This is a genomic window from Pedobacter sp. AC402 (assembly GCF_979252805.1).
The window spans coordinates 75,981-94,718 of the sequence record NZ_CEEDAI010000009.1 but is presented as its reverse complement, the minus strand read 5'-3'; the positions used below and the strand labels follow the sequence as shown (position 1 = coordinate 94,718).

At 35.4% G+C, this 18,738-nt stretch carries 23 protein-coding genes, 2 tRNA genes and 1 pseudogene; 17 read left to right on the top strand and 9 right to left on the bottom strand.

Annotation, left to right across the window (positions count from 1 at the left end; genetic code table 11):
* The first annotated feature begins 74 nt into the window (after nucleotides 1-74).
* The 10 genes from AC0IWE_RS10850 to AC0IWE_RS10805 all read left to right on the top strand — a co-directional run bounded on the left by AC0IWE_RS10850 (nucleotide 75) and on the right by AC0IWE_RS10805 (nucleotide 7,437).
* Nucleotides 75-752, top strand: coding sequence for an ABC transporter ATP-binding protein (locus tag AC0IWE_RS10850; protein ID WP_471793074.1), 678 nt, complete (start codon nucleotides 75-77; stop codon nucleotides 750-752).
* Nucleotides 753-856: 104 nt separating this feature from the next.
* Nucleotides 857-1,654 carry an ABC transporter substrate-binding protein gene (locus AC0IWE_RS10845; RefSeq protein WP_471793073.1) on the top strand — a complete coding sequence of 266 codons (798 nt, stop codon included), beginning with the start codon at nucleotides 857-859 and terminating at the stop codon, nucleotides 1,652-1,654.
* Between the two features lie 76 nt (nucleotides 1,655-1,730).
* Nucleotides 1,731-2,033 carry a hypothetical protein gene (locus tag AC0IWE_RS10840; RefSeq protein WP_471793072.1) on the top strand — a complete coding sequence of 101 codons (303 nt, stop codon included), beginning with the start codon at nucleotides 1,731-1,733 and terminating at the stop codon, nucleotides 2,031-2,033.
* 163 nt (nucleotides 2,034-2,196) lie between these two features.
* Nucleotides 2,197-2,278, top strand: a tRNA-Leu gene (locus AC0IWE_RS10835).
* A gap of 211 nt (nucleotides 2,279-2,489) precedes the next feature.
* Nucleotides 2,490-2,571: transfer RNA gene (locus tag AC0IWE_RS10830), tRNA-Leu, on the top strand.
* Between the two features lie 166 nt (nucleotides 2,572-2,737).
* The gene (gene tig / locus AC0IWE_RS10825; RefSeq protein ID WP_471793071.1) at nucleotides 2,738-4,087 is read left to right on the top strand and encodes a trigger factor; all 1,350 of its coding nucleotides are present in this window, start codon (nucleotides 2,738-2,740) and stop codon (nucleotides 4,085-4,087) included.
* Nucleotides 4,088-4,140: 53 nt separating this feature from the next.
* Nucleotides 4,141-4,500 (top strand): four helix bundle protein, encoded by a 360-nt coding sequence (locus AC0IWE_RS10820; RefSeq protein ID WP_471793070.1) that lies wholly within the window; start codon nucleotides 4,141-4,143, stop codon nucleotides 4,498-4,500.
* A gap of 58 nt (nucleotides 4,501-4,558) precedes the next feature.
* On the top strand, nucleotides 4,559-5,266 hold the full coding sequence (gene clpP / locus AC0IWE_RS10815) for an ATP-dependent Clp endopeptidase proteolytic subunit ClpP (protein WP_055903722.1): 708 nt from the start codon (nucleotides 4,559-4,561) through the stop codon (nucleotides 5,264-5,266).
* Nucleotides 5,250-6,488 carry an ATP-dependent Clp protease ATP-binding subunit ClpX gene (gene clpX / locus AC0IWE_RS10810; RefSeq protein ID WP_055903726.1) on the top strand — a complete coding sequence of 413 codons (1,239 nt, stop codon included), beginning with the start codon at nucleotides 5,250-5,252 and terminating at the stop codon, nucleotides 6,486-6,488. The genes clpP and clpX overlap by 17 nt, the downstream gene beginning before the upstream one ends.
* A gap of 85 nt (nucleotides 6,489-6,573) precedes the next feature.
* Nucleotides 6,574-7,437, top strand: coding sequence for an AMP nucleosidase (locus AC0IWE_RS10805; protein ID WP_055903993.1), 864 nt, complete (start codon nucleotides 6,574-6,576; stop codon nucleotides 7,435-7,437).
* A 914-nt stretch (nucleotides 7,438-8,351) separates the two neighbouring features.
* Here the strand turns inward: AC0IWE_RS10805 and AC0IWE_RS10800 are convergent.
* Nucleotides 8,352-9,214 (bottom strand): annotated as a pseudogene (locus AC0IWE_RS10800) (sigma-70 family RNA polymerase sigma factor).
* Nucleotides 9,215-9,586: 372 nt separating this feature from the next.
* On the opposite strand from AC0IWE_RS10800, the gene AC0IWE_RS10795 reads away from it, so the two are divergent.
* The 3 genes from AC0IWE_RS10795 to AC0IWE_RS10785 are packed head-to-tail and all read left to right on the top strand — an operon-like array spanning nucleotide 9,587 to nucleotide 10,810.
* The gene (locus tag AC0IWE_RS10795; RefSeq protein WP_471793069.1) at nucleotides 9,587-10,003 is read left to right on the top strand and encodes a hypothetical protein; all 417 of its coding nucleotides are present in this window, start codon (nucleotides 9,587-9,589) and stop codon (nucleotides 10,001-10,003) included.
* A 2-nt stretch (nucleotides 10,004-10,005) separates the two neighbouring features.
* Entirely contained in the window at nucleotides 10,006-10,599 is a 594-nt protein-coding gene (locus tag AC0IWE_RS10790) for a hypothetical protein (protein WP_471793068.1), read from the top strand.
* Between the two features lie 4 nt (nucleotides 10,600-10,603).
* Nucleotides 10,604-10,810, top strand: a complete 207-nt coding sequence (locus AC0IWE_RS10785; RefSeq protein WP_082458621.1) for a helix-turn-helix domain-containing protein — start codon at nucleotides 10,604-10,606, stop codon at nucleotides 10,808-10,810.
* A gap of 386 nt (nucleotides 10,811-11,196) precedes the next feature.
* Here the strand turns inward: AC0IWE_RS10785 and sucC are convergent, their stop codons facing one another.
* The 8 genes from sucC to AC0IWE_RS10745 form a co-directional block, all read right to left on the bottom strand.
* Nucleotides 11,197-12,396: an ADP-forming succinate--CoA ligase subunit beta gene (gene sucC, locus AC0IWE_RS10780; protein ID WP_055903741.1), complete on the bottom strand. Its 1,200-nt coding sequence runs from the start codon at nucleotides 12,394-12,396 to the stop codon at nucleotides 11,197-11,199.
* 164 nt (nucleotides 12,397-12,560) lie between these two features.
* On the bottom strand, nucleotides 12,561-13,247 hold the full coding sequence (locus AC0IWE_RS10775; RefSeq protein WP_471793067.1) for a hypothetical protein: 687 nt from the start codon (nucleotides 13,245-13,247) through the stop codon (nucleotides 12,561-12,563).
* 110 nt (nucleotides 13,248-13,357) lie between these two features.
* The gene (locus tag AC0IWE_RS10770; protein ID WP_471793066.1) at nucleotides 13,358-13,666 is read right to left on the bottom strand and encodes a hypothetical protein; all 309 of its coding nucleotides are present in this window, start codon (nucleotides 13,664-13,666) and stop codon (nucleotides 13,358-13,360) included.
* A 98-nt stretch (nucleotides 13,667-13,764) separates the two neighbouring features.
* Entirely contained in the window at nucleotides 13,765-14,565 is an 801-nt protein-coding gene (locus AC0IWE_RS10765) for a DUF4153 domain-containing protein (protein ID WP_471793065.1), read from the bottom strand.
* Between the two features lie 74 nt (nucleotides 14,566-14,639).
* The gene (locus tag AC0IWE_RS10760) at nucleotides 14,640-15,332 is read right to left on the bottom strand and encodes a hypothetical protein (RefSeq protein WP_471793064.1); all 693 of its coding nucleotides are present in this window, start codon (nucleotides 15,330-15,332) and stop codon (nucleotides 14,640-14,642) included.
* A 2-nt stretch (nucleotides 15,333-15,334) separates the two neighbouring features.
* On the bottom strand, nucleotides 15,335-15,646 hold the full coding sequence (locus AC0IWE_RS10755) for a hypothetical protein (protein ID WP_471793063.1): 312 nt from the start codon (nucleotides 15,644-15,646) through the stop codon (nucleotides 15,335-15,337).
* Nucleotides 15,647-15,690: 44 nt separating this feature from the next.
* Nucleotides 15,691-15,987 carry a winged helix-turn-helix domain-containing protein gene (locus AC0IWE_RS10750; RefSeq protein ID WP_025142943.1) on the bottom strand — a complete coding sequence of 99 codons (297 nt, stop codon included), beginning with the start codon at nucleotides 15,985-15,987 and terminating at the stop codon, nucleotides 15,691-15,693.
* 2 nt (nucleotides 15,988-15,989) lie between these two features.
* A complete protein-coding gene (locus tag AC0IWE_RS10745) occupies nucleotides 15,990-16,625 on the bottom strand; it encodes a hypothetical protein (RefSeq protein ID WP_471793062.1) in 636 nt (211 codons plus the stop codon).
* Nucleotides 16,626-16,908: 283 nt separating this feature from the next.
* Here AC0IWE_RS10745 and AC0IWE_RS10740 point away from each other — a divergent pair, with 283 nt between their 5' ends.
* The 4 genes from AC0IWE_RS10740 (at nucleotide 16,909) to AC0IWE_RS10725 (ending at nucleotide 18,738) form a co-directional block, all read left to right on the top strand.
* Nucleotides 16,909-17,559 (top strand): ABC transporter ATP-binding protein, encoded by a 651-nt coding sequence (locus AC0IWE_RS10740; RefSeq protein ID WP_055903763.1) that lies wholly within the window; start codon nucleotides 16,909-16,911, stop codon nucleotides 17,557-17,559.
* A gap of 92 nt (nucleotides 17,560-17,651) precedes the next feature.
* Nucleotides 17,652-18,131, top strand: coding sequence for an ATP-grasp domain-containing protein (locus tag AC0IWE_RS10735; RefSeq protein WP_055903767.1), 480 nt, complete (start codon nucleotides 17,652-17,654; stop codon nucleotides 18,129-18,131).
* Nucleotides 18,131-18,280: a hypothetical protein gene (locus AC0IWE_RS10730; protein ID WP_471793061.1), complete on the top strand. Its 150-nt coding sequence runs from the start codon at nucleotides 18,131-18,133 to the stop codon at nucleotides 18,278-18,280. Before AC0IWE_RS10735 ends, AC0IWE_RS10730 begins: the two co-directional genes overlap by 1 nt.
* Before the next feature lie 8 nt (nucleotides 18,281-18,288).
* Complete coding sequence (locus AC0IWE_RS10725) at nucleotides 18,289-18,738, top strand: HAD hydrolase-like protein (protein ID WP_471793060.1); 450 nt, start codon at nucleotides 18,289-18,291, stop codon at nucleotides 18,736-18,738.

Sequence of the window (18,738 nt, the reverse complement as noted above, 5' to 3'; positions counted from 1 at the left end):
AACTGCGTGTAATGCTTATCCTATATCGGTAAATCGATGCCGTCACTTAACGCATATCACCTAATACACAAAATATGATACAATTAACCAACATCGAAAAATATTACGCCAACAAAGGCATTAAAAATTATGTGCTCCGTTTGGTTACTACGACCATTAAACAGGGAGAGTTTGTTTCCATTATGGGCCCTTCTGGAGCCGGCAAATCTACCTTGCTGAACATTATTGGCATGCTAGAGGAGCCTACTTATGGAACCTACGAATTTTTAGGTGAAAATGTAACCTCGCTGAACGAACGCAAACGCATTGAACTTTACCGTAACCATATCGGTTTTGTATTTCAGGCTTATCATTTAATTGATGAAATGACGGTTTACGAAAATATAGAAGCACCATTGCTGTATAAAAAAGTGGGTAGCTCAGAACGTGCAAGCAGGATTGCAGATCTGCTGGATCGTTTTAATATTGTGGCCAAAAAAGATTTATTTCCCAATCAGCTCTCTGGCGGGCAACAGCAATTAGTAGGTATTGCAAGGGCATTGGCAGCCCAGCCATCCATTATTTTGGCAGATGAGCCTACCGGAAACCTTCAATCTGCACAGGCTGAAGAAATTATGGAACTCTTTAAAAAATTGAATCAGGAAGATGGAATTACCATTATCCAGGTAACACATTCAGAGAAAAATGCACAGTACGGAAACAGGATTCTGCACATTGCCGATGGTGTAGTGAAAGAGGATTTAGCCGTATAAGTTAGCCCAACATCAAAATTTTTTTAGGTAAAGGCAGTGTTGAAATTTAACAATTTCTAGCTGTGTTTACCCATTTTTAGCTGTGGTTAAATTACCTTTGCCTCATGCAAAAATCATTCACCGATCAGATGGGGAGGGAAATCACTATTAATTTTCCACCGAAAAGGATTATTTCTATCGTTCCATCACAAACTGAATTGCTGTTTGATTTGGGTTTGGATCAAGAAATTATCGGATTAACCAAGTTTTGCATCCATCCGATAGAAAAATTTGCAGAGCGGACTAAAGTAGGAGGGACGAAAAAACTCAATATCGATTTAATCAAAGATTTAAAGCCCGATTTGATTATTGGCAATAAAGAAGAAAACACACAAAGTGATATAGAAGAGCTTGCTGAAGATTTTCCGGTTTGGATGAGTGATATTTTTACTTTGGAAGATGCGATAAAAACCATTGCTGAGGTAGGCGCTTTGGTAGATCGGGAGCCTGAAGCAGCATACCTTAACCATTTAATTTCTGCCGGGTTTAACGACCTTAAAACCCTTGCCCTTCAACACGGTATCGATAAAAAGGTAGCTTACCTCATCTGGCGTAAACCTTACATGGTAGCGGGTAAAAATACATATATCGACGATATTTTACTGATCAATGGAATGACGAATGTAATTAAACAAGACCGTTATCCATCAGTTACACTAGAAGAACTGAAAGCTTTAAACTGTGAATTAATTCTACTGTCGTCCGAACCATATCCCTTTGGCGAAAAACACATGCAAGAAATAAAAGAAGCTATTCCCAACGCCAAAATTATCTTAGTCGATGGTGAGATGTTTAGCTGGTACGGAAGTAGGTTGGTCAAAGCCGTTCAATACTTTTTTGAATTCCAAAAAGAACTTTATTAGTTATTGGCAATTATATTTTGGTAATTTGTAGCAAAAGGTTAAATCATCCCGTTAACAGTAAAACAAAATAATATCCATGAAAAAAATATTGACGTTATCCCTGTTCATAGCCGTAATTTCTGGCTGTAGTCCATTGAAAAATGCAAACTTAGGAGCTCCTGTAACGGCGAGTGGAACTCTTCAAAAGTTAGGAATGAGTACTTTTCAATATGGTACGCACTTGTTAAAAACAGAAAATAAAACTTACGCTTTAAAAAGTGGGTCTATAAATCTTGATATCTATTTAGATAGAAAGGTAACCATTAAAGGAAGAAAAGTTGTTGGTTATCCGGTTGATGGCGGACCAGAATTGATTGATGTTACACTGGTTAAGTTTTAAGTTGAGATGATAGGGCAAGAGAAGTTGTGGTTGACGATTTTTCTCGCTAACAATGATTTGTGCTGCACTTCCAACATCAATTAATTCTGTAGTTCATAAAGTATCGCAAAAATTTGATTATTCAATTTAGTTTCTATCTTTGCAATCCTTAAAACATCCTAATGCGGAAGTGGCGTAATTGGTAGCCGCACCAGACTTAGGATCTGGCGCTTCACGGCGTGGGGGTTCGAGTCCCTTCTTCCGCACAAAAACAAAAACCATTCTAAATAATTCAGAATGGTTTTTTTATGCCCCTGAGTCATCCTAGATATTGAAAAAGCCTTGGTTATTGAAATTTTTCTGCTTAAAAATTAAACAGTTAGCGGTTTTAGATGGAAATAATCAATAAAATATTGTTATTGCCTTTTGATTATTCAATCTTGTTTCTATCTTTGCAGTCCTTACAACATCCTAACTGCGGAAGTGGCGTAATTGGTAGCCGCACCAGACTTAGGATCTGGCGCTTCACGGCGTGGGGGTTCGAGTCCCTTCTTCCGCACAACAAGATAAAGGCCGTTTCGATTTAAACATCGAAACGGTTTTGTTTTTAAAAACATTGATTAATAAAAATTGATGTGCTGTTTTAATTGAAGTGATATGTTTCGTTTGTCTCATATCTCCATCATCAACTCTAATTGCACATCTCAATATCATATCTCAAAAAAATGAATATTACACAGGAAAAAACCGGCAACTTAAATGCTGTTGTAAAAATCAAAATCGCACCTGCTGATTACTCTGGAAAAGTAGAGAAAGCCATTAAAGATCAAGCTAAAAAAGCACAATTACCTGGTTTCCGTAAAGGAATGGTTCCTGCTGCCCATATTAAAAAAATGTATGGCAAAAGTATCCTGGTAGAAGAGGTTAACAACCTGTTAAACGATACTTTATCAAATTACATTGCTGAACAAAAATTAGAGATTTTAGGTCAGCCACTGCCTAAAATGGATGATGAGCGCGAATTCAAATGGGACAATACTGATGATTTCGAGTTTGATTATGAGTTGGGTTTAGCACCTGCTTTTGATGTAAATGTTTCATCTAAAGATAAATTTACTGAATACGTGGTTAAAGCTGATCAGGAAACTTTAGAAAGCCGCATTAAAAACATCCGTCGCAGTTATGGTAAAATGACTAACCCTGAAGTTGCTGCCGATGATGATGTTCTTTATGCAGAATTAACCCAGGTTGATGCAGATGGTGCAACTGTTGAAGGTGGTATAACCAGTACTGCAAGTGTTCGTTTAGATCAGATTAAAGATAAAAAAATCCTTAAATCGTTAATCGGTTTAAAGAAAGATGATGAAGTAACTATCGATATTCAAAAAGCATTTGACGATACTACGGTTATTTCTAAAGCTTTAAATATTTCTGAAGAAGAAGCTGCTGAATTGAAAGCAAACTTTAAACTTCATGTAAAAAACGTAAACCGTTTAGAAGAATCAGAATTAAACCAGGAGTTTTTTGATAAAATATTTGGTGAAGGTGTTGTAACTGACGAAGCAGGATTCAGAGCTAAAATAACTGAAGAAGTAGAAAGCATGTTTAAACAAGATGCTGAACGTAAATTATCGAACGATATTTACGAAGCACTTTTAGTAAAACACAACTTCGAATTGCCGGATGAATTTTTACGCCGCTGGTTAAAAGCAACAAATGAAAAATTAACCGACGAAGAACTGGCTGAAGGTTATGATGATTTTGCTAAAAACCTTAAATGGACTTTAATCGAAAATAAAATCATTAAAGATAACGCTATCGATATTAAATACGAGGATGTAGTTCAGGCAGCTAAAGCAAAATTAGATGCACAGTTCAGAATGTACAGTCCAAGTCCACTTCCTGAAGATCAATTGGCTCAGTATGCAGTTCAGTTTTTACAGGAAAAAGAAAATGCAAACCGTGTTTTCGAAGAAGTAAAAGCATTAAAAACTTTCGAACAAATCAAATCTATTGTTACTTTAGAACAAAAAGATATTGATTACGATAAGTTTATTGAGTTGGAGAAAAAGTAGTGCGTTTGGCGTAAAGCGCTTTGAAAATGATTGTGCTATGCCTATATTTAGTTATGGCTCAATTTAAATTTCAATCGCTCGAAGTTTGGCAGTTATCAATTGTATTAACTGATAAATTACTTGATATAGCTGACCGATTGTCAGTTGATAAAAAATATAGATTTGCAGAGCAGCTCAATGGGGCTGCTCTTAGCATATCCAATAATATCGCCGAAGGCTCAGGTTCTGTTTCCAATAAGGAATTCGCTCATTATCTGAATATTGCGCATCGTTCGGCCTTTGAGAATGCAAATATTTTAGTAGTTTTAGAACGGAGAAAATATATTTCTGACATAGAACTGAACGATTATCTAGAAGAATTAGATAAATTGGCACGGAAATTAACCAACTTCAGAAAATATTTATTAAAATAACTCGCGTATTTGATTAGGCACTTAGAACGCTTACCGCAAAACGCCAAACTCTATAACCATGAACATAGATTCACAAGAATTCAGAAAATTTGCCGTTAAACATCAGGGAATTGGCGGTTTACACGTAGATAAATTTATTGCACAGGCTAATCTGAACCCTCAGAACATGACGCCATATATTATAGAAGAACGCCAGATGAACGTAGCGCAAATGGATGTTTTTTCGAGATTAATGATGGACCGTATTATCTTTTTGGGAGATGCAATTTATGATCAGAATGCAAACATTATTCAGGCTCAGTTATTGTTTTTGCAATCAACAGATGCGGATAGAGACATTCAAATCTACATTAACTCACCAGGCGGTTCAGTATATGCTGGTTTAGGTATTTATGATACTATGCAATATATCCAGCCGGATGTTGCTACAATTTGTACCGGTATGGCCGCATCAATGGGTGCTGTTTTATTGGTTGCAGGAGCAGAGGGTAAACGTTCTGCCTTACCTCACTCAAGAGTAATGATTCACCAGCCATCAGGAGGTGCACAAGGTGTAGCATCTGATATGGAGATCAACTTAAGAGAAATGTTGAAATTGAAAAAAGAATTATACGATATCATTTCAGAGCACTCTGGTCAAACTTATGATTGGGTAGAGAAAGCATCAGATCGTGATTACTGGATGAGTGCCGAAGAAGCCAAAGGATTTGGTATGATTGATGAAGTGTTATCGAGAAACGCAAGAAAAAATGGCGAAACAAAATAAAGAATCCCGTTGCTCATTCTGCCATTCTGGCAAGCATGAAACTTTAATGTTAATTGAAGGCATGGATGCATTTATCTGCGATAAATGTGTAACACAGGCCAATCAGTTGCTTGCTCAGGAATTGGGGACAAAAGGGACTAAAAATATTCAGGAGGCGATTAATTTATTAAAGCCTCTTGAAATAAAACAACATATCGATCAGTACGTGATCGGTCAGGATGATGCAAAAAAAGTATTGGCTGTTGCAGTTTATAATCACTACAAACGACTAAATCAAAAAGTTGATAAAGACGAGATTGAGATTGAAAAATCAAATATCATGTTGGTGGGCGAAACCGGAACAGGTAAAACGCTTTTGGCCAAAACCATTGCAAAAATCCTTCATGTGCCATTCTGTATCTGCGATGCAACTGTTTTAACAGAAGCAGGTTATGTTGGTGAAGATGTTGAAAGTATTTTAACGCGTTTACTTCAGGCTGCCGATTATGATGTTGCTGCCGCAGAACGCGGTATTGTTTACATTGATGAAGTTGATAAAGTGGCGCGTAAAAGTGATAACCCATCCATTACACGTGATGTTTCAGGAGAAGGTGTTCAACAAGCTTTATTGAAGATTTTAGAAGGTACCGTGGTAAATGTTCCACCTCAGGGCGGACGTAAACATCCAGATCAAAAAATGATTCCTGTAAATACAAATAACATATTATTTATTTGTGGAGGGGCATTTGATGGGATTGAGCGTAAAATTGCCAATCGTTTGCGTACACAGGCTGTAGGGTATAGGGTAAAGAAAGATGAGACAGTGTTAGATCTTAAAAATCTTTATAAGTATATTACACCTCAGGATTTAAAATCTTTTGGATTGATTCCGGAATTAATTGGTCGTATACCAGTACTTTCGCATCTTAATCCTTTAGATAAAGAATCTTTAAGAAACATTTTAACTGCGCCTAAAAACTCATTAATTAAACAATATGTTAAGCTTTTCGCTTACGAAGATGTTAAATTGGTTTTTGAGGATGAAGTTTTGGATTTTATTGTTGATAAAGCAATGGAATATAAGCTTGGAGCACGTGGATTAAGATCAATCTGTGAAGCGATTATGTTGGATGCCATGTTTGATACGCCAACACAGACGGATGTCAAGGAATTGCACATTAATCTCGATTATGCGATAGAGAAATTTGAAAAGGCCGACTTTAAAAAGTTGCAGGCCGCATAAAAAATCAAATCCTTCCCGTAATCGGGAGGGATTTTTTGTAATATAGTATTGTTAACGCTTTGCGCCATGCTCTAAACCAAAAAGTATGAATGAAGAAAAAGACGTAAAAAAAGACGAAGAAATAGTAGAGAAAGCTAAAAAAATAAAAGAAGTAGAAAGTCCGGTTAAATCAGGCTTAAAATCCAAAGATGAAATTGTTAAAAACTGGTTGCCACGCTATACAGGCAGGCCGTTAGATCAATTTGGCGATTACATCCTGTTAACCAATTTCAGCAAATATGTATCCATGTTTTCTGAATGGAATGATAATGCCCCTATTATGGGTTTAGATAAGCCGATGCAAAGTGTTACCGCAAATGGAATAACCATTATCAATTTTGGTATGGGGAGTCCTTTAGCAGCTACGATGATGGATCTATTAACTGCAATTAAACCAAAGGCCGTTTTATTTTTGGGTAAATGTGGCGGTTTGAAAAAGAAAAATCAATTGGGTGATTTGATTCTTCCTATTGCGGCCATTAGAGGCGAAGGAACATCAAATGATTATCTTCCGGCTGAAGTACCTGCATTGCCAGCTTTTGCACTACAGAAAGCGATTTCTACCACAATACGCGATCACGGAAGAGATTACTGGACTGGTACTTGTTATACTACCAACCGCAGGGTTTGGGAGCATGATAAGGAATTTAAAAAATATCTGAAAACTTTGAGGGCTATGGCTGTGGATATGGAAACTGCAACAGTTTTTACGACGGCATTCGCAAATAAAATTCCTGCAGGTGCATTACTGTTGGTTTCAGATCAACCGATGATCCCAGAGGGTGTTAAAACTGCCGAAAGTGATAGCAGTGTTACCGAAAAATACGTAGAAACACATTTGAGAATTGGTATTGATTCATTAAAGCAATTAATCAATAATGGATTAACGGTTAAACATTTGTTGTTTTAACATAAGAAATCGTCCTCCTGAGTTTATAGCGCAATCGTCCTCTTGAATTTTTAACACAATCGTCCTCCTGAACTTGTTTCAGGATCTTTAACCTGTATTCTAATAGATGCTGAAATAAATTCAGCAGGACGTATGGGGTGGAGCAATTATATTCCTGAACTTCAAGTTTATGACTCGCTGAACTTTTAAAACAATCGTCTTCCTGAACTCGTTTCAGGATCTTTAACTTTTGTTTCAGTAGATGCTGAAATAAATTCAGCAGGACGCATGGGGTGGGGCAAGGTATTCCTGCGTTTATAGAGGCAATCGTCCTCCTGAACTCGTTTCAGGATCTTTAACTGTGTTTCAATACATGCTGAAATAAATTCAGCAGGACGTACGGGGTGGAGGAATCGTCCTCCTGAACTCGTTTCAGGATCTTTAACTTGTGTTTCAGTAGATGTTGAAATAAATTCAGCAGGACGTATGGGATGAGGCGATCGTCTTTCTTGATTTTAAAGAGCAATCGTCCTCCTGAAATAGTTTCAGGATCTTTAACTTGTGTTTCAATAGATGCTGAAATAAATTAAGCAGGACGCATGGGGTGGGGCAATGGTATTCCTGAGTTTATGAAACAAATCGTCCTCCTGAACTCGTTTCAGGATCTTTAACCTGTGTTTCAATAGATGCTGAAATAAATTCAGCAGGACGTATGGGGTGGGGCAATGGTATTCCTGAGTTTATAGCGCAATCGTCCTCCTGAACTCGTTTCAGGATCTTTAACTTGTATTCTAATAGATGCTGAAATAAATTTAAAAGGACATTTAGTGAGGGAATGTCAAGTTCGCCAATCTTCTACTTAATTTGTTTGAGAATCTTCAAAAAAAAAGACCGGCATTTGCCGATCTTTCAATTATTTGTATGATGATAATTACTTATCCTAAATACGATTTTAAAATTTTGCTTCTTGATGTATGACGTAAGCGTTGTAACGCTTTATCTTTAATCTGACGAACACGTTCGCGGGTTAAGTTAAATTTCTCACCAATTTCTTCTAAAGAAAGTGGGTGGTTAGAGCCTAAACCAAAGAATAAAACAATAATTTCTCTTTCCCTTTCAGTTAAAGTAGATAAAGAACGTTTAATTTCTTCTGATAATGACTCGTTAATCAACGAGCTATCAGTATTTGGTTCGTGGTTTTCCAATACATCCAATAATGTATTTTCTTCACCTTGAACGAAAGGCGCATCCATTGATACATGGCGACCAGAATTACTCAAAGTATCAGAGATTTTATCTACCGTAGTTTCTAAAATATCTGCAAGTTCTTCTGGAGAAGGCTCACGTTCGTATTCCTGCTCTAATTTAGAGAAAGCTTTACTGATTTTGCTTAATGAACCTACCTGGTTTAAAGGCAAACGTACAATACGGCTTTGTTCTGCAATTGCTTGCAAAATAGATTGACGGATCCACCAAACAGCATAAGAAATGAATTTGAAACCCTTAGTCTCATCAAAACGTTTTGCTGCTTTAATTAAACCTAAATTACCTTCGTTAATTAAATCTCCTAAGGTTAAACCTTGATTTTGATATTGTTTTGCAACAGATACAACGAAACGTAGGTTGGTTTTTGTTAACCGCTTTTAAATGCAGCCTGATCGCCTTCACGGATCTTCCTTGCTAAAATTACTTCCTCTTCTGCTGTTATTAAATCTACTTTACCAATTTCGTGTAGGTATTTATCTAACGACTGACTTTCACGGTTGGTAATGGATTGCGTTATCTTGAGTTGTCTCATTTATACGTTTTGTGTGCTCTTTAATTATTGAAGTGTGCAAAGTTACGAAATTGTATGGCAATCCGAAAGGATAAAATGCTGAAAATGTTACCGTTTGCACATGTTTTTTACACTTTTACTTATAACAAAAATCATTCCAAGAAAGTTTTTGACATAATTTAGGTATGTTGTTGTGTAGTAGATGATATTCAATTAATATTTATTGTAAATCAATAAATATATTTTGATTTGTAATAAATAAATTTTTATGTTTGTGGTGTAAATAATTAAATAAATATGACGTTTCTTAAATTTCTCATCTTTAAGCTTAAAAATTCATCTGCCAGTTATTGGAAGATTTTAAGCCTAAGAATTTTTGTCAGATTACTCGGCATGATAACCGTATTTTATTTTTTAGTCTGTTTTGATGCAGACAGGAACAATGGACCAAAATACTGGTATAGTTTAACATCTACAGTTTTTTATGCGCTATTTTTTGTGTTTTTAGAATGGTATTTAAAAGCTTCTTTAAAACACGATCTGAAAGACAACCTAATTAAATGGCTCAACATTTTAAAGTGGGTTCCGCTTTGCTTTACATTGATTTTAATTAGCTTAACAGCTAAAAACAACCTGTTTGCCTGGCCTAAAGAAATTACTGCATATCTTATTTATGCCTACACACGGGTGTGGCCGATGGTTTTTATTCCTAATATGAGTTTTATCATAATTACCCTATTAATTTTTTATGCTTCTGCTATTCTCAAAAGAAATGAGGTGCTAAAACTAGAAAACGATTTAACTATATAATAATGAACAATATTTTAAAAGTTTTTAGATTTGCAGGTTTGAGCTTAATAATTATTTCAATAATATTTATTTCCAACCATTTAATTTCATCAATCGTTGATTACAATGAAGGATTGATATCAGTTCACTTAGTAAAGAAAAATGTACCAAAAGATGTACAGGTGATTGATGGAGCAATGTTTACCAATAGTCATATTGGTTCATATGAATTTAAACCAACATTATTGCAGTCTATACTTTTGTCTAACGATGGAATTGCTGATAATGGCTCCAATGCAATGTTTTACCTGATATTAGGGTCGATTATTACTATGCTCGCCTACCTAAAACCAAAATGGCTCGAAAACCTAACTGAAAATAGGTTATGGCAGTTTGTTTGCGCAGGATCAGTTTTGTTTTTCGCTTTAAAGTTTTTAACAAAGTTTCTTGTTGATAATTGTGTTGATGATTTAACACATCATGCATTCGAATATTATTATTCAAGCATTGGAGATGTTAATTTGAATGTATTATCAATTGTAGCTGTTTTTACTGTAGTTTATGAGCTGCTCTCATATTCAAGAAAGTTGAAACAAGAAAATGATTTAACGATATAAGCTCATGCCTATAATTATAAATCTAGATGTAATGCTTGCCCGTCGTAAAATGTCGCTTACCGAATTAAGTGATCGTGTAGGCATCACCATGTCTAATTTATCAATATTGAAAACAGGGAAGGCGAAAGCCATCCGGTTGGAAACGTTAGAGGCCATCTGCAAAGTGTTGGATTGTCAGCCAGGTGATATTTTAGAATTTCGTGCAGAGTAAACCTCGCAGGTTTCAAAAACCTGCGAGGTTTGATCGGGTTCAGAATAACTACGAACCCATGTTAAATAAACCTGATAGAACGAAAAGCCCGCAACCCGATTTTTCATCGGGTGAGGACTTGAAGAGATAGCAGGAGAGGAGGCCGCCATAATAACAGTACCACTAATTTTCAAAATAATATTGACCACCTTATACACATATTACGTTTTAGTGAAATGGCTATTAAATTTAAACCTATCAGGTTTTGGGTAGTGATTAGGTTAAAAAATACCCCGGCTTGCGGAAACCCTTCTAAAAGAGAGTAATAAAAAAACCTTCCAGTTTTCACCGAAAGGTTTTAAAATGTGATTGCTTTAAGCTTTAGTTTTTCAACTTTGAGCCTAAGTTTATGCTTGTTCAGCCAATACTTTGGTTACTAAATCAGCTGCTTCTTTTAAAGCAATAGCCGAATAAACCTGTAAGCCAGATTCATCGATTAATTTTTTAGCTTCTTCAGCATTTGTACCTTGTAAACGGCAAATAATTGGCACTGGTATATTACCGATTTCTTTATATGCATCAATTACACCTTGCGCAACGCGGTCGCAACGAACAATACCACCGAAAATGTTAATTAAGATTGCTTTAACGTTAGGGTCTTTTAAAATGATATTGAAAGCCGCTTTAACGGTTTGAGCATTTGCAGTTCCGCCTACGTCTAAAAAGTTAGCAGGTTCACCACCAGCCAATTTAATAATATCCATGGTAGCCATTGCTAAACCAGCACCGTTAACCATACAACCAACGTTACCATCAAGGTTAACAAAGTTAAGGTTAGAAGCACTTGCTTCAACTTCCATTGGATCTTCTTCTGTTACATCACGCATTGCTGCATAATCAGCATGACGGAATAATGCGTTTTCATCTAAATTAACTTTAGCATCAACAGCAATTACTTTATCATCAGAAGTTTTTAATACCGGGTTAATTTCGAACATTGAAGAATCGGTAGCTTCGTATGCTTTGTATAAAGCAGTTACAAATTTAACCATTTCTTTATGTGCAGCTCCGCTAACACCTAAGTTAAAAGCAACTTTACGAGCCTGGAAACCTTGTAAGCCAACTTTAGGATCGATTTCTTCTTTGAAAATTAAGTGTGGAGTGTGCTCAGCAACTTCTTCGATATCCATACCACCTTCGGTACTGTACATAATAATGTTACGGCCCTTTGCACGGTCTAACAATACTGAAATGTAGAATTCTTTGGTTTCAGAAGCACCTGGATAATAAACATCCTGAGCAACTAAAATTTTACTCACCAATTTACCTTCCGGTCCGGTTTGAGGAGTAACCAATTGCATGCCGATAATATCGGTTGCGCGTTGTTTAACTTCTTCAAGGTTTTTGGCCAATTTAACACCACCACCTTTACCGCGACCACCAGCGTGGATTTGCGCCTTAATAACAACCCAATCAGAATTGTAATCTATTTTCAGTTGCTTAGCAGCCTCAACAGCTTGCTCGGGAGTATCGGCAACTATTCCTTCTTGAACGTTAACACCGAAACTTTTTAATATTTGTTTACCCTGGTATTCGTGAATATTCATTTGCTACAAAATTTGCCCAAAGCTACAATTTCAAACCCTTTAAACAAATAGCAATTGCCGATTTTTTCAGAAAATGAACGTTTTATGTTAATCGTTAAAAGCGGTGTGGTGCATAAATTAATAAATGTAGTTTAACCTTAATAAAAGCATCACGCCTAAAAGCCTTATAACACTCTTTTTGCTAAATTTTCAATTTCTTCTTTAAAATTCTGATCAAAAACACTTTTAAGCACACCCGTTTTTAAGTTGTAGGTAAAATATTCAATTTCATCCTTTTCATTAAACTCCTTGTCCTTATTGGTGTCCTTTATCAGATCCATTAATATTAAATCATGTTTGTCATCTATTTTCCAACTATACAAGTCGTAATTATTTGGAGAAATCCGGATAAATGATTTTCCGTCCAAAGTAGAGAGGTAAAGTTTATTAGGATCTTTGTCTGTTAGCTTTTTATTGCCATCATAATCCAAATCGGTGATGGTATAGTAGATAAACTGGTCGGATAAAGTATTTTGATTATTTTTTGCCTGACCAATATCAAAGGAATTGATAATAACTTTTTCTTTAGTCAATAATTCATTTTTACCGGAAATAACATTGTGAAAGATGAGGTTCCAGTAGTTGGAATTTACGTCTCTTTTATAACTTTCATAATCCCCACCATTAAGCCTTAATGGATATATTATAATATCTGTTTTTCCAATAATGATTGGAGAATCATATTGAATTTTTGGCTGACTTTTAGTTTCGATATTACTTTTTTCATCTGTTGATATGCTTTTGGCTTCCTCTGTACAAGATGATGCCAGTAAGGTAAAACCTAATACTGTTATTGAGATTGCTTTTTTCATTGTCGTTAATTTTGATTAGGCTGAAATATAGCCGATAAGTATTTATTATTTTTAAGTTGCGGATGCCAGGTCGTATCTCGCAGTACATTAGAACCTATCCTAAAAACAGGTTAACTCCCGGCAAAGGGTGTTCCGAAGATACCAACGGCCAACTCTGCCCACACAAGGAATAAGGCTAATAAAATTACAACAAGTACTATTGTTCTTAAAGTACCTGTTTTTAGATTCCTGATTACCAATTCAAAAGCAAGTCCGGTGCTGAACAACAAAATTCCTGCAATTAAGAAATCGGAGAAAGTCCATACTACTTCCTTGGTGAATTGCATTGCAATAAGTGGAATGGCCAGTAAAAATACGATTATACTCAAAATGATAATAATTCTGAATTTACTTGTACTAAGTGATGTTTGATTTTTCATGATTTTATATTTTTATTTTAATAAATACTTTAGGTTCCCCGATGCAGTTCGCACCAGGGAGCTAAATGATTGAGAGGTTAACTTTATATTTAATATAATTACTTATTCAACCCAAAATATTCTGCAGCATTCCAATCTGGTAAATTCCACGATAACCAACCTACGCTTTCATATCGTTCTTTAAAATAACCAATACGTTCGTCTAGTTTATTTTCATAAAAATCGGCAGTTCCCGGTTTTGCAATTTCTCTTTCATAAAGCCTTTTAGAAGGTTCATAATGTAATTTTGTGCGGTTTTTATCTAAAATAGGCAAAGTTTTATCTGAGAGTGAAAGCAAATAATCGGCGTCTACACCCACCTGGTCACTTTTGGCTAAATTATATTTTACAATAAATACATCCCAGTTAACAAGACTAAAAACTAGCAATAAAACGAACCAGATATGGCCATTTATTTTAAATAAATAAAATAAGGTTCGCTGTTTGGCTACTTTTAAATAAACTGTTGCCAAACCAATAATACAAAGAATGGCAAAAACCAGTACGCCAATTCTTTTGTGGGTTAAGCCATGAAATTCGATATAATAACCATCGCGGATAAAAACAGAAATAATGAGAATAAAATTTTGAACCATCCAGGTAATGGCCAAATTTTTAAGGGTTTTACTTTTGCTGTAGAAGTTTAAGTTGCCACGGAAAAAATATAAAATCACCGCCATAGCCAATATAATGCTAAAAATTAATGCATTGGTACCATCATGAAGGTCGGCAGAGAAATTACCGGCAGGTTTATAGCCAAACCATAGTGTAGAAATGTCGATTAAATTAACGCTGAGCAAGAGTACGTTTAGTGAAATAAATGAAATAAAACCGATCACATACTCCGTTTTTAACGCCATCTTTTTGGTAATAATTTGACTTGTAAAGGTATGAGCAACTTCATACCAGATGCTTTTCGGTTTCTGACTTCGCCTTATCCGTAAAAGTTGTTCATTACCAGCTTGGCCTCCAGTTTTTCGATACTTTTATTATAAAAAGTGATTATTAAACCTGCAGTTACCAATATACCCAGGCAGAAATGAAAGAAACGGGGCAGGCTTAAATCCTTAAATATAAACCCGAAGATATTATTGAAAAAATTAGAAATATTGGTGAGTAGCAGATCCATGTAATGTGCAAAAACTTCGTTTGCACCGCTGTAAATAGCTGTAAATACAATAAGAATAATTATTGGAAGTATGATGTATTTAATCGGCCTGAAAACGGGTTTCAAATTAAATTTCCCAATATTAACCTCCGACAGTTTTTTAATTAAACTTGCAGGAACAGTTACCATTTGCACAATAGTTGCCAAAACTGCAATATAAATGGTTTTTACGGCCGGGTAGTGTGCATAGCCAATAAACAGCATTAAACTAACATAATAGCTTACAGCGGTTAGTGCAGAATTATTTACCACTACCAAAACGGCTGCAAGTAAATGTGCCAGTGCATACATTTTAAACTTGGTACTTTTAATTACCTCTTGATTAAAAATGGTAACTGTGATTATAAAAACACTATAGATCAATTGGTTTAACGCTAACCATTGATCCCAAAAAATGTAGCTAAAGAGAAGTCCGCCAATTAAGGTAGAAATTAGCAAGAGGTTGGATTTATTTTTCATGTTTAAGAATTGAAATAACTTACAATAAGTATGTAGAATATGACTAAGGGAATATTTAACAGCATGATAATCATGGTTGCTACAATTTTTCTCCAATGATTTTGTTGTCTGAAACACTCGAGGAGGAGAACAAGGAAGAATAGTCCGTTTATGGCGGCTGCAAAATATATGTAGATGAAGCCAACTAACACCAGTTCGCTAACCTTTAACGCAAAATATGCTAATAGTATAATGGTGCCAATTGCCGCAGAAAGTACGGCCATCCATTTGCCGGTTTCAATAAGTAAAGGCCGTTTTATTTCCTTAGTTTCCATTTTTAAAAGTGCTTTGAGTTTCAAAGTAAATAGGTAAAAAAAAATTATAGTTTCTTGATCATTTTTTCAAGTGCATCCAAATGTGCTTTAAAGGCTTGTTTGCCTAATGCTGTAATAGAATAGGTAGTGCTTGTTTTTCTACCGATAAAACCTTTATGCACTTTAATAAATTCGGCCTGCTCCAAAGTGTTCAGGTGTGAGGCCAGGTTTCCATCTGTTAGCTCTAGCATCTGTTTAAGGTCGTTGAAGCCAATTTCATTATTAACCACCAACATAGACATTACGCCCAACCTGATCCGGCTATCGAATATTTTATTTAAATCTGCTATCGGGTTTTTCATCCTTACTGACCTCTCTCATATTTAAAATACATTAAAAGACCATAAACAATGTGCAAAACACCAAAACCGAAAGCCCAGAAAATTAAGCCATAACCTACAAAAAACATGCAGATTAATCCGAGGATAACCTCACAAAAACCCAGGTAGCGGATATCACTATAAGTAAATTTACTGGCGTTGATGAGTGATAACCCATAAAAAATCAAACAGCTGGGTGCAATAATACTATAGGTGTTGGGGTGATTGATCAAAAGCGCAATAATAAACAGGCCACCAGCCACCAAAGGTATCATGAGGTTGATCAGGAGTGATTTTGAAGTTTTATCCCAGATTGGAAGATTATTTTTTTGACTTTTCCTGTAAGTAAACAAAATCCCACCGGCCAAAGCAATAATCAGTACAAAAATACCAAGTTTTACCAGGTTAAATTCAAGATCCATTTCTCCATCAACACCATAACCGTAACCACGCTTATTTATGTATTTGTTGATTTCATCGTTGGCAAAATAAGCTCCAATTAGTGCAATAACCCCAGCAAAAACACCAGATAAGCCACTCAAAGAGATAAATCTCGACGACCTATCCATCATTTGTCTGATATCTTTTAAGGCATTTAATTGTTCTTCTTGATTACTCATTTTGAAAGTGCTTTGTTTTTCAAAGTTAAATAGAAATTTGTTATATCCAAATCTTTTTTAATTTAAATTGGTTGATGCTAACGGTTGGATAGCTTATGATGATGAAATTCAAACATTGGAATTAGATAATAGAGCTCATTGAGATAACCAATAATCAATCTTTGATACATTATTTTCTATTGAACTTTTGCCCAGTGAACGAAATAAGCTATGAACCAATTAACCCATGAACTAATGACCAACGATCTATTGAACTAACCAACCATTTTACTAAATTTGAAGCATGCTAAAAGCCACGGGAATAAGAAAATCGTACGGAAATCTACAAATCTTAAAAGGTGTAAATTTTGAAGTGCAAAAAGGGGAGATTGTAAGTATAATAGGTCCATCGGGTGCTGGTAAAAGTACTTTATTACATATTTTAGGCACTTTGGATAAACCTGATGATGGTACTGTAGAATTAAAAGGAACGGTAATCAATAAATTGAGTGGCGATTTGTTGAGTGCTTTCCGCAATCAGAATATCGGTTTCGTATTCCAGTTCCACCATCTTTTGCCCGAATTTAGCGCGATTGAAAATATTTGCATCCCGGCATTTATTGCGAAAACAAATAAAAAACAGGCAGAAACAAGGGCACTCGAATTATTGGATTTATTTGGATTGAAAGATAGGGCTCAGCACAAACCCAATCAGCTATCAGGTGGAGAACAGCAGCGTGTGGCAATTGCAAGAGCACTGATCAATAATCCTTCGATTATTTTAGCTGATGAACCTTCTGGTAACCTCGATTCTGAAAATGCTGCCGGCTTACACCAGCTGTTTGTAACCTTGCGCGATAATTTCCACCAAACGTTTGTAATTGTTACGCACAATGAACACCTGGCTAAAACAAGCGATAGGGTGGTGAGCATGAAAGATGGACTAATTGTATAGGATTAAAGGATTCTAAAAGGTTTTCGGGCATTCATTAAATTTCTCATTCAATCATTCAAAATTAAGTCATTTACTCACTCAATCATTAAATCTTGAAAATACTGATAACAGGCGGAAATAATGCCAAAGCTTTAAAGTTGATGAAAGCATTTCCGAGCCATTTTGTTTTGCTGGCAGATTATGGTGATGTACCAGGCATAATAACAGAAAACTATGCATTTTCATCGCTCGGTTTATTAAATAAAGACAGCATAGCACATATTTTACTTAATTTTTGCATTACAGAAGCAATAGATTGTATTATCCCGCTGCATGATTATGAAGTTGAACCCCTGGCTAAATCTTCAGTATTGTTTAGCGAATATGGTATTCAGGTTTTGCTTCCTGATGCTGATTTAATTGCAGGTTATATCACTGAGGAAAAAGTAAACTATCAAAATTTTGCGGTTTACATTCATGGCGACTGCATTTTCTCCAGTGAAAGCAATTCGGTGGCCAATAAATTACCTTCAACCTTTAATGGGGTATTCGGTTACAACAATAACAATGAACTAAAACTTTTTACAATTTAATGAACGCATACGAATACGTTAAAGACAAGCAGATTGTAATTTTTGAATTAGACAATGTGCTTTTTCCTGAAAAAGATTATTTGCTCCAGGTATATTACCTTTTTGCACAGTTTATAGAGTATACTGAACAAAAGGGGCGCAGCCTATAATTGAATTTATGCGGGCTGAGTATGAAAATACAGGAGCAGACAAACTTTTTGAAAAAACGGCAAAGCAATTCGGAATTGATCATAAATACCTACATAATTTCGATCTTTTGCATCAAAATGCACGCTTACCATTAAAGTTATTGCTCTACAAAAATATACTTGAGTTTATGCAGGAACTTGTGGTAGACCGTAAGCAGATATTTATTGTAACAGCCGGAAATCCGGAACAACAGCTGAATAAAATCAAGCAAACCGAGTGGAATGGATTAGAACAATACCTTACTGTTTTCTTTGCCGAAGAATTAGATCAGCCTAAAGCAGAAATTTTCCAGAACATACTAAACAACAATAATTTATCATCCGATAAAGCGTTAGTTGTTGGTGCAAATAATTTTGATGAGCAACAATCTAAATCAATTAATTTGCCGTATATTGAGTCACTAGAAATTTACAAATAA

Excerpts from the sequence above, each read along its gene's own strand:
- AC0IWE_RS10795 (WP_471793069.1), top strand. The coding sequence starts at position 9,587 with ATGATAACCGTATTTTATTTTTTAGTCTGTTTTGATGCAGACAGGAAC.
- AC0IWE_RS10755 (WP_471793063.1), bottom strand. The coding sequence starts at position 15,646 with ATGGAAACTAAGGAAATAAAACGGCCTTTACTTATTGAAACCGGCAAA.
- AC0IWE_RS10850 (WP_471793074.1), top strand. The coding sequence starts at position 75 with ATGATACAATTAACCAACATCGAAAAATATTACGCCAACAAAGGCATT.
- AC0IWE_RS10750 (WP_025142943.1), bottom strand. The coding sequence starts at position 15,987 with ATGAAAAACCCGATAGCAGATTTAAATAAAATATTCGATAGCCGGATC.
- AC0IWE_RS10785 (WP_082458621.1), top strand. The coding sequence starts at position 10,604 with ATGCCTATAATTATAAATCTAGATGTAATGCTTGCCCGTCGTAAAATG.
- AC0IWE_RS10770 (WP_471793066.1), bottom strand. The coding sequence starts at position 13,666 with ATGAAAAATCAAACATCACTTAGTACAAGTAAATTCAGAATTATTATC.
- AC0IWE_RS10740 (WP_055903763.1), top strand. The coding sequence starts at position 16,909 with ATGCTAAAAGCCACGGGAATAAGAAAATCGTACGGAAATCTACAAATC.
- AC0IWE_RS10765 (WP_471793065.1), bottom strand. The coding sequence starts at position 14,565 with ATGGCGTTAAAAACGGAGTATGTGATCGGTTTTATTTCATTTATTTCA.
- AC0IWE_RS10730 (WP_471793061.1), top strand. The coding sequence starts at position 18,131 with ATGAACGCATACGAATACGTTAAAGACAAGCAGATTGTAATTTTTGAA.
- AC0IWE_RS10805 (WP_055903993.1), top strand. The coding sequence starts at position 6,574 with ATGAATGAAGAAAAAGACGTAAAAAAAGACGAAGAAATAGTAGAGAAA.
- sucC (WP_055903741.1), bottom strand. The coding sequence starts at position 12,396 with ATGAATATTCACGAATACCAGGGTAAACAAATATTAAAAAGTTTCGGT.
- AC0IWE_RS10840 (WP_471793072.1), top strand. The coding sequence starts at position 1,731 with ATGAAAAAAATATTGACGTTATCCCTGTTCATAGCCGTAATTTCTGGC.
- AC0IWE_RS10790 (WP_471793068.1), top strand. The coding sequence starts at position 10,006 with ATGAACAATATTTTAAAAGTTTTTAGATTTGCAGGTTTGAGCTTAATA.
- clpX (WP_055903726.1), top strand. The coding sequence starts at position 5,250 with ATGGCGAAACAAAATAAAGAATCCCGTTGCTCATTCTGCCATTCTGGC.
- AC0IWE_RS10820 (WP_471793070.1), top strand. The coding sequence starts at position 4,141 with ATGGCTCAATTTAAATTTCAATCGCTCGAAGTTTGGCAGTTATCAATT.
- AC0IWE_RS10725 (WP_471793060.1), top strand. The coding sequence starts at position 18,289 with ATGCGGGCTGAGTATGAAAATACAGGAGCAGACAAACTTTTTGAAAAA.
- AC0IWE_RS10845 (WP_471793073.1), top strand. The coding sequence starts at position 857 with ATGCAAAAATCATTCACCGATCAGATGGGGAGGGAAATCACTATTAAT.
- tig (WP_471793071.1), top strand. The coding sequence starts at position 2,738 with ATGAATATTACACAGGAAAAAACCGGCAACTTAAATGCTGTTGTAAAA.
- AC0IWE_RS10760 (WP_471793064.1), bottom strand. The coding sequence starts at position 15,332 with ATGAAAAATAAATCCAACCTCTTGCTAATTTCTACCTTAATTGGCGGA.
- clpP (WP_055903722.1), top strand. The coding sequence starts at position 4,559 with ATGAACATAGATTCACAAGAATTCAGAAAATTTGCCGTTAAACATCAG.
- AC0IWE_RS10775 (WP_471793067.1), bottom strand. The coding sequence starts at position 13,247 with ATGAAAAAAGCAATCTCAATAACAGTATTAGGTTTTACCTTACTGGCA.
- AC0IWE_RS10745 (WP_471793062.1), bottom strand. The coding sequence starts at position 16,625 with ATGAGTAATCAAGAAGAACAATTAAATGCCTTAAAAGATATCAGACAA.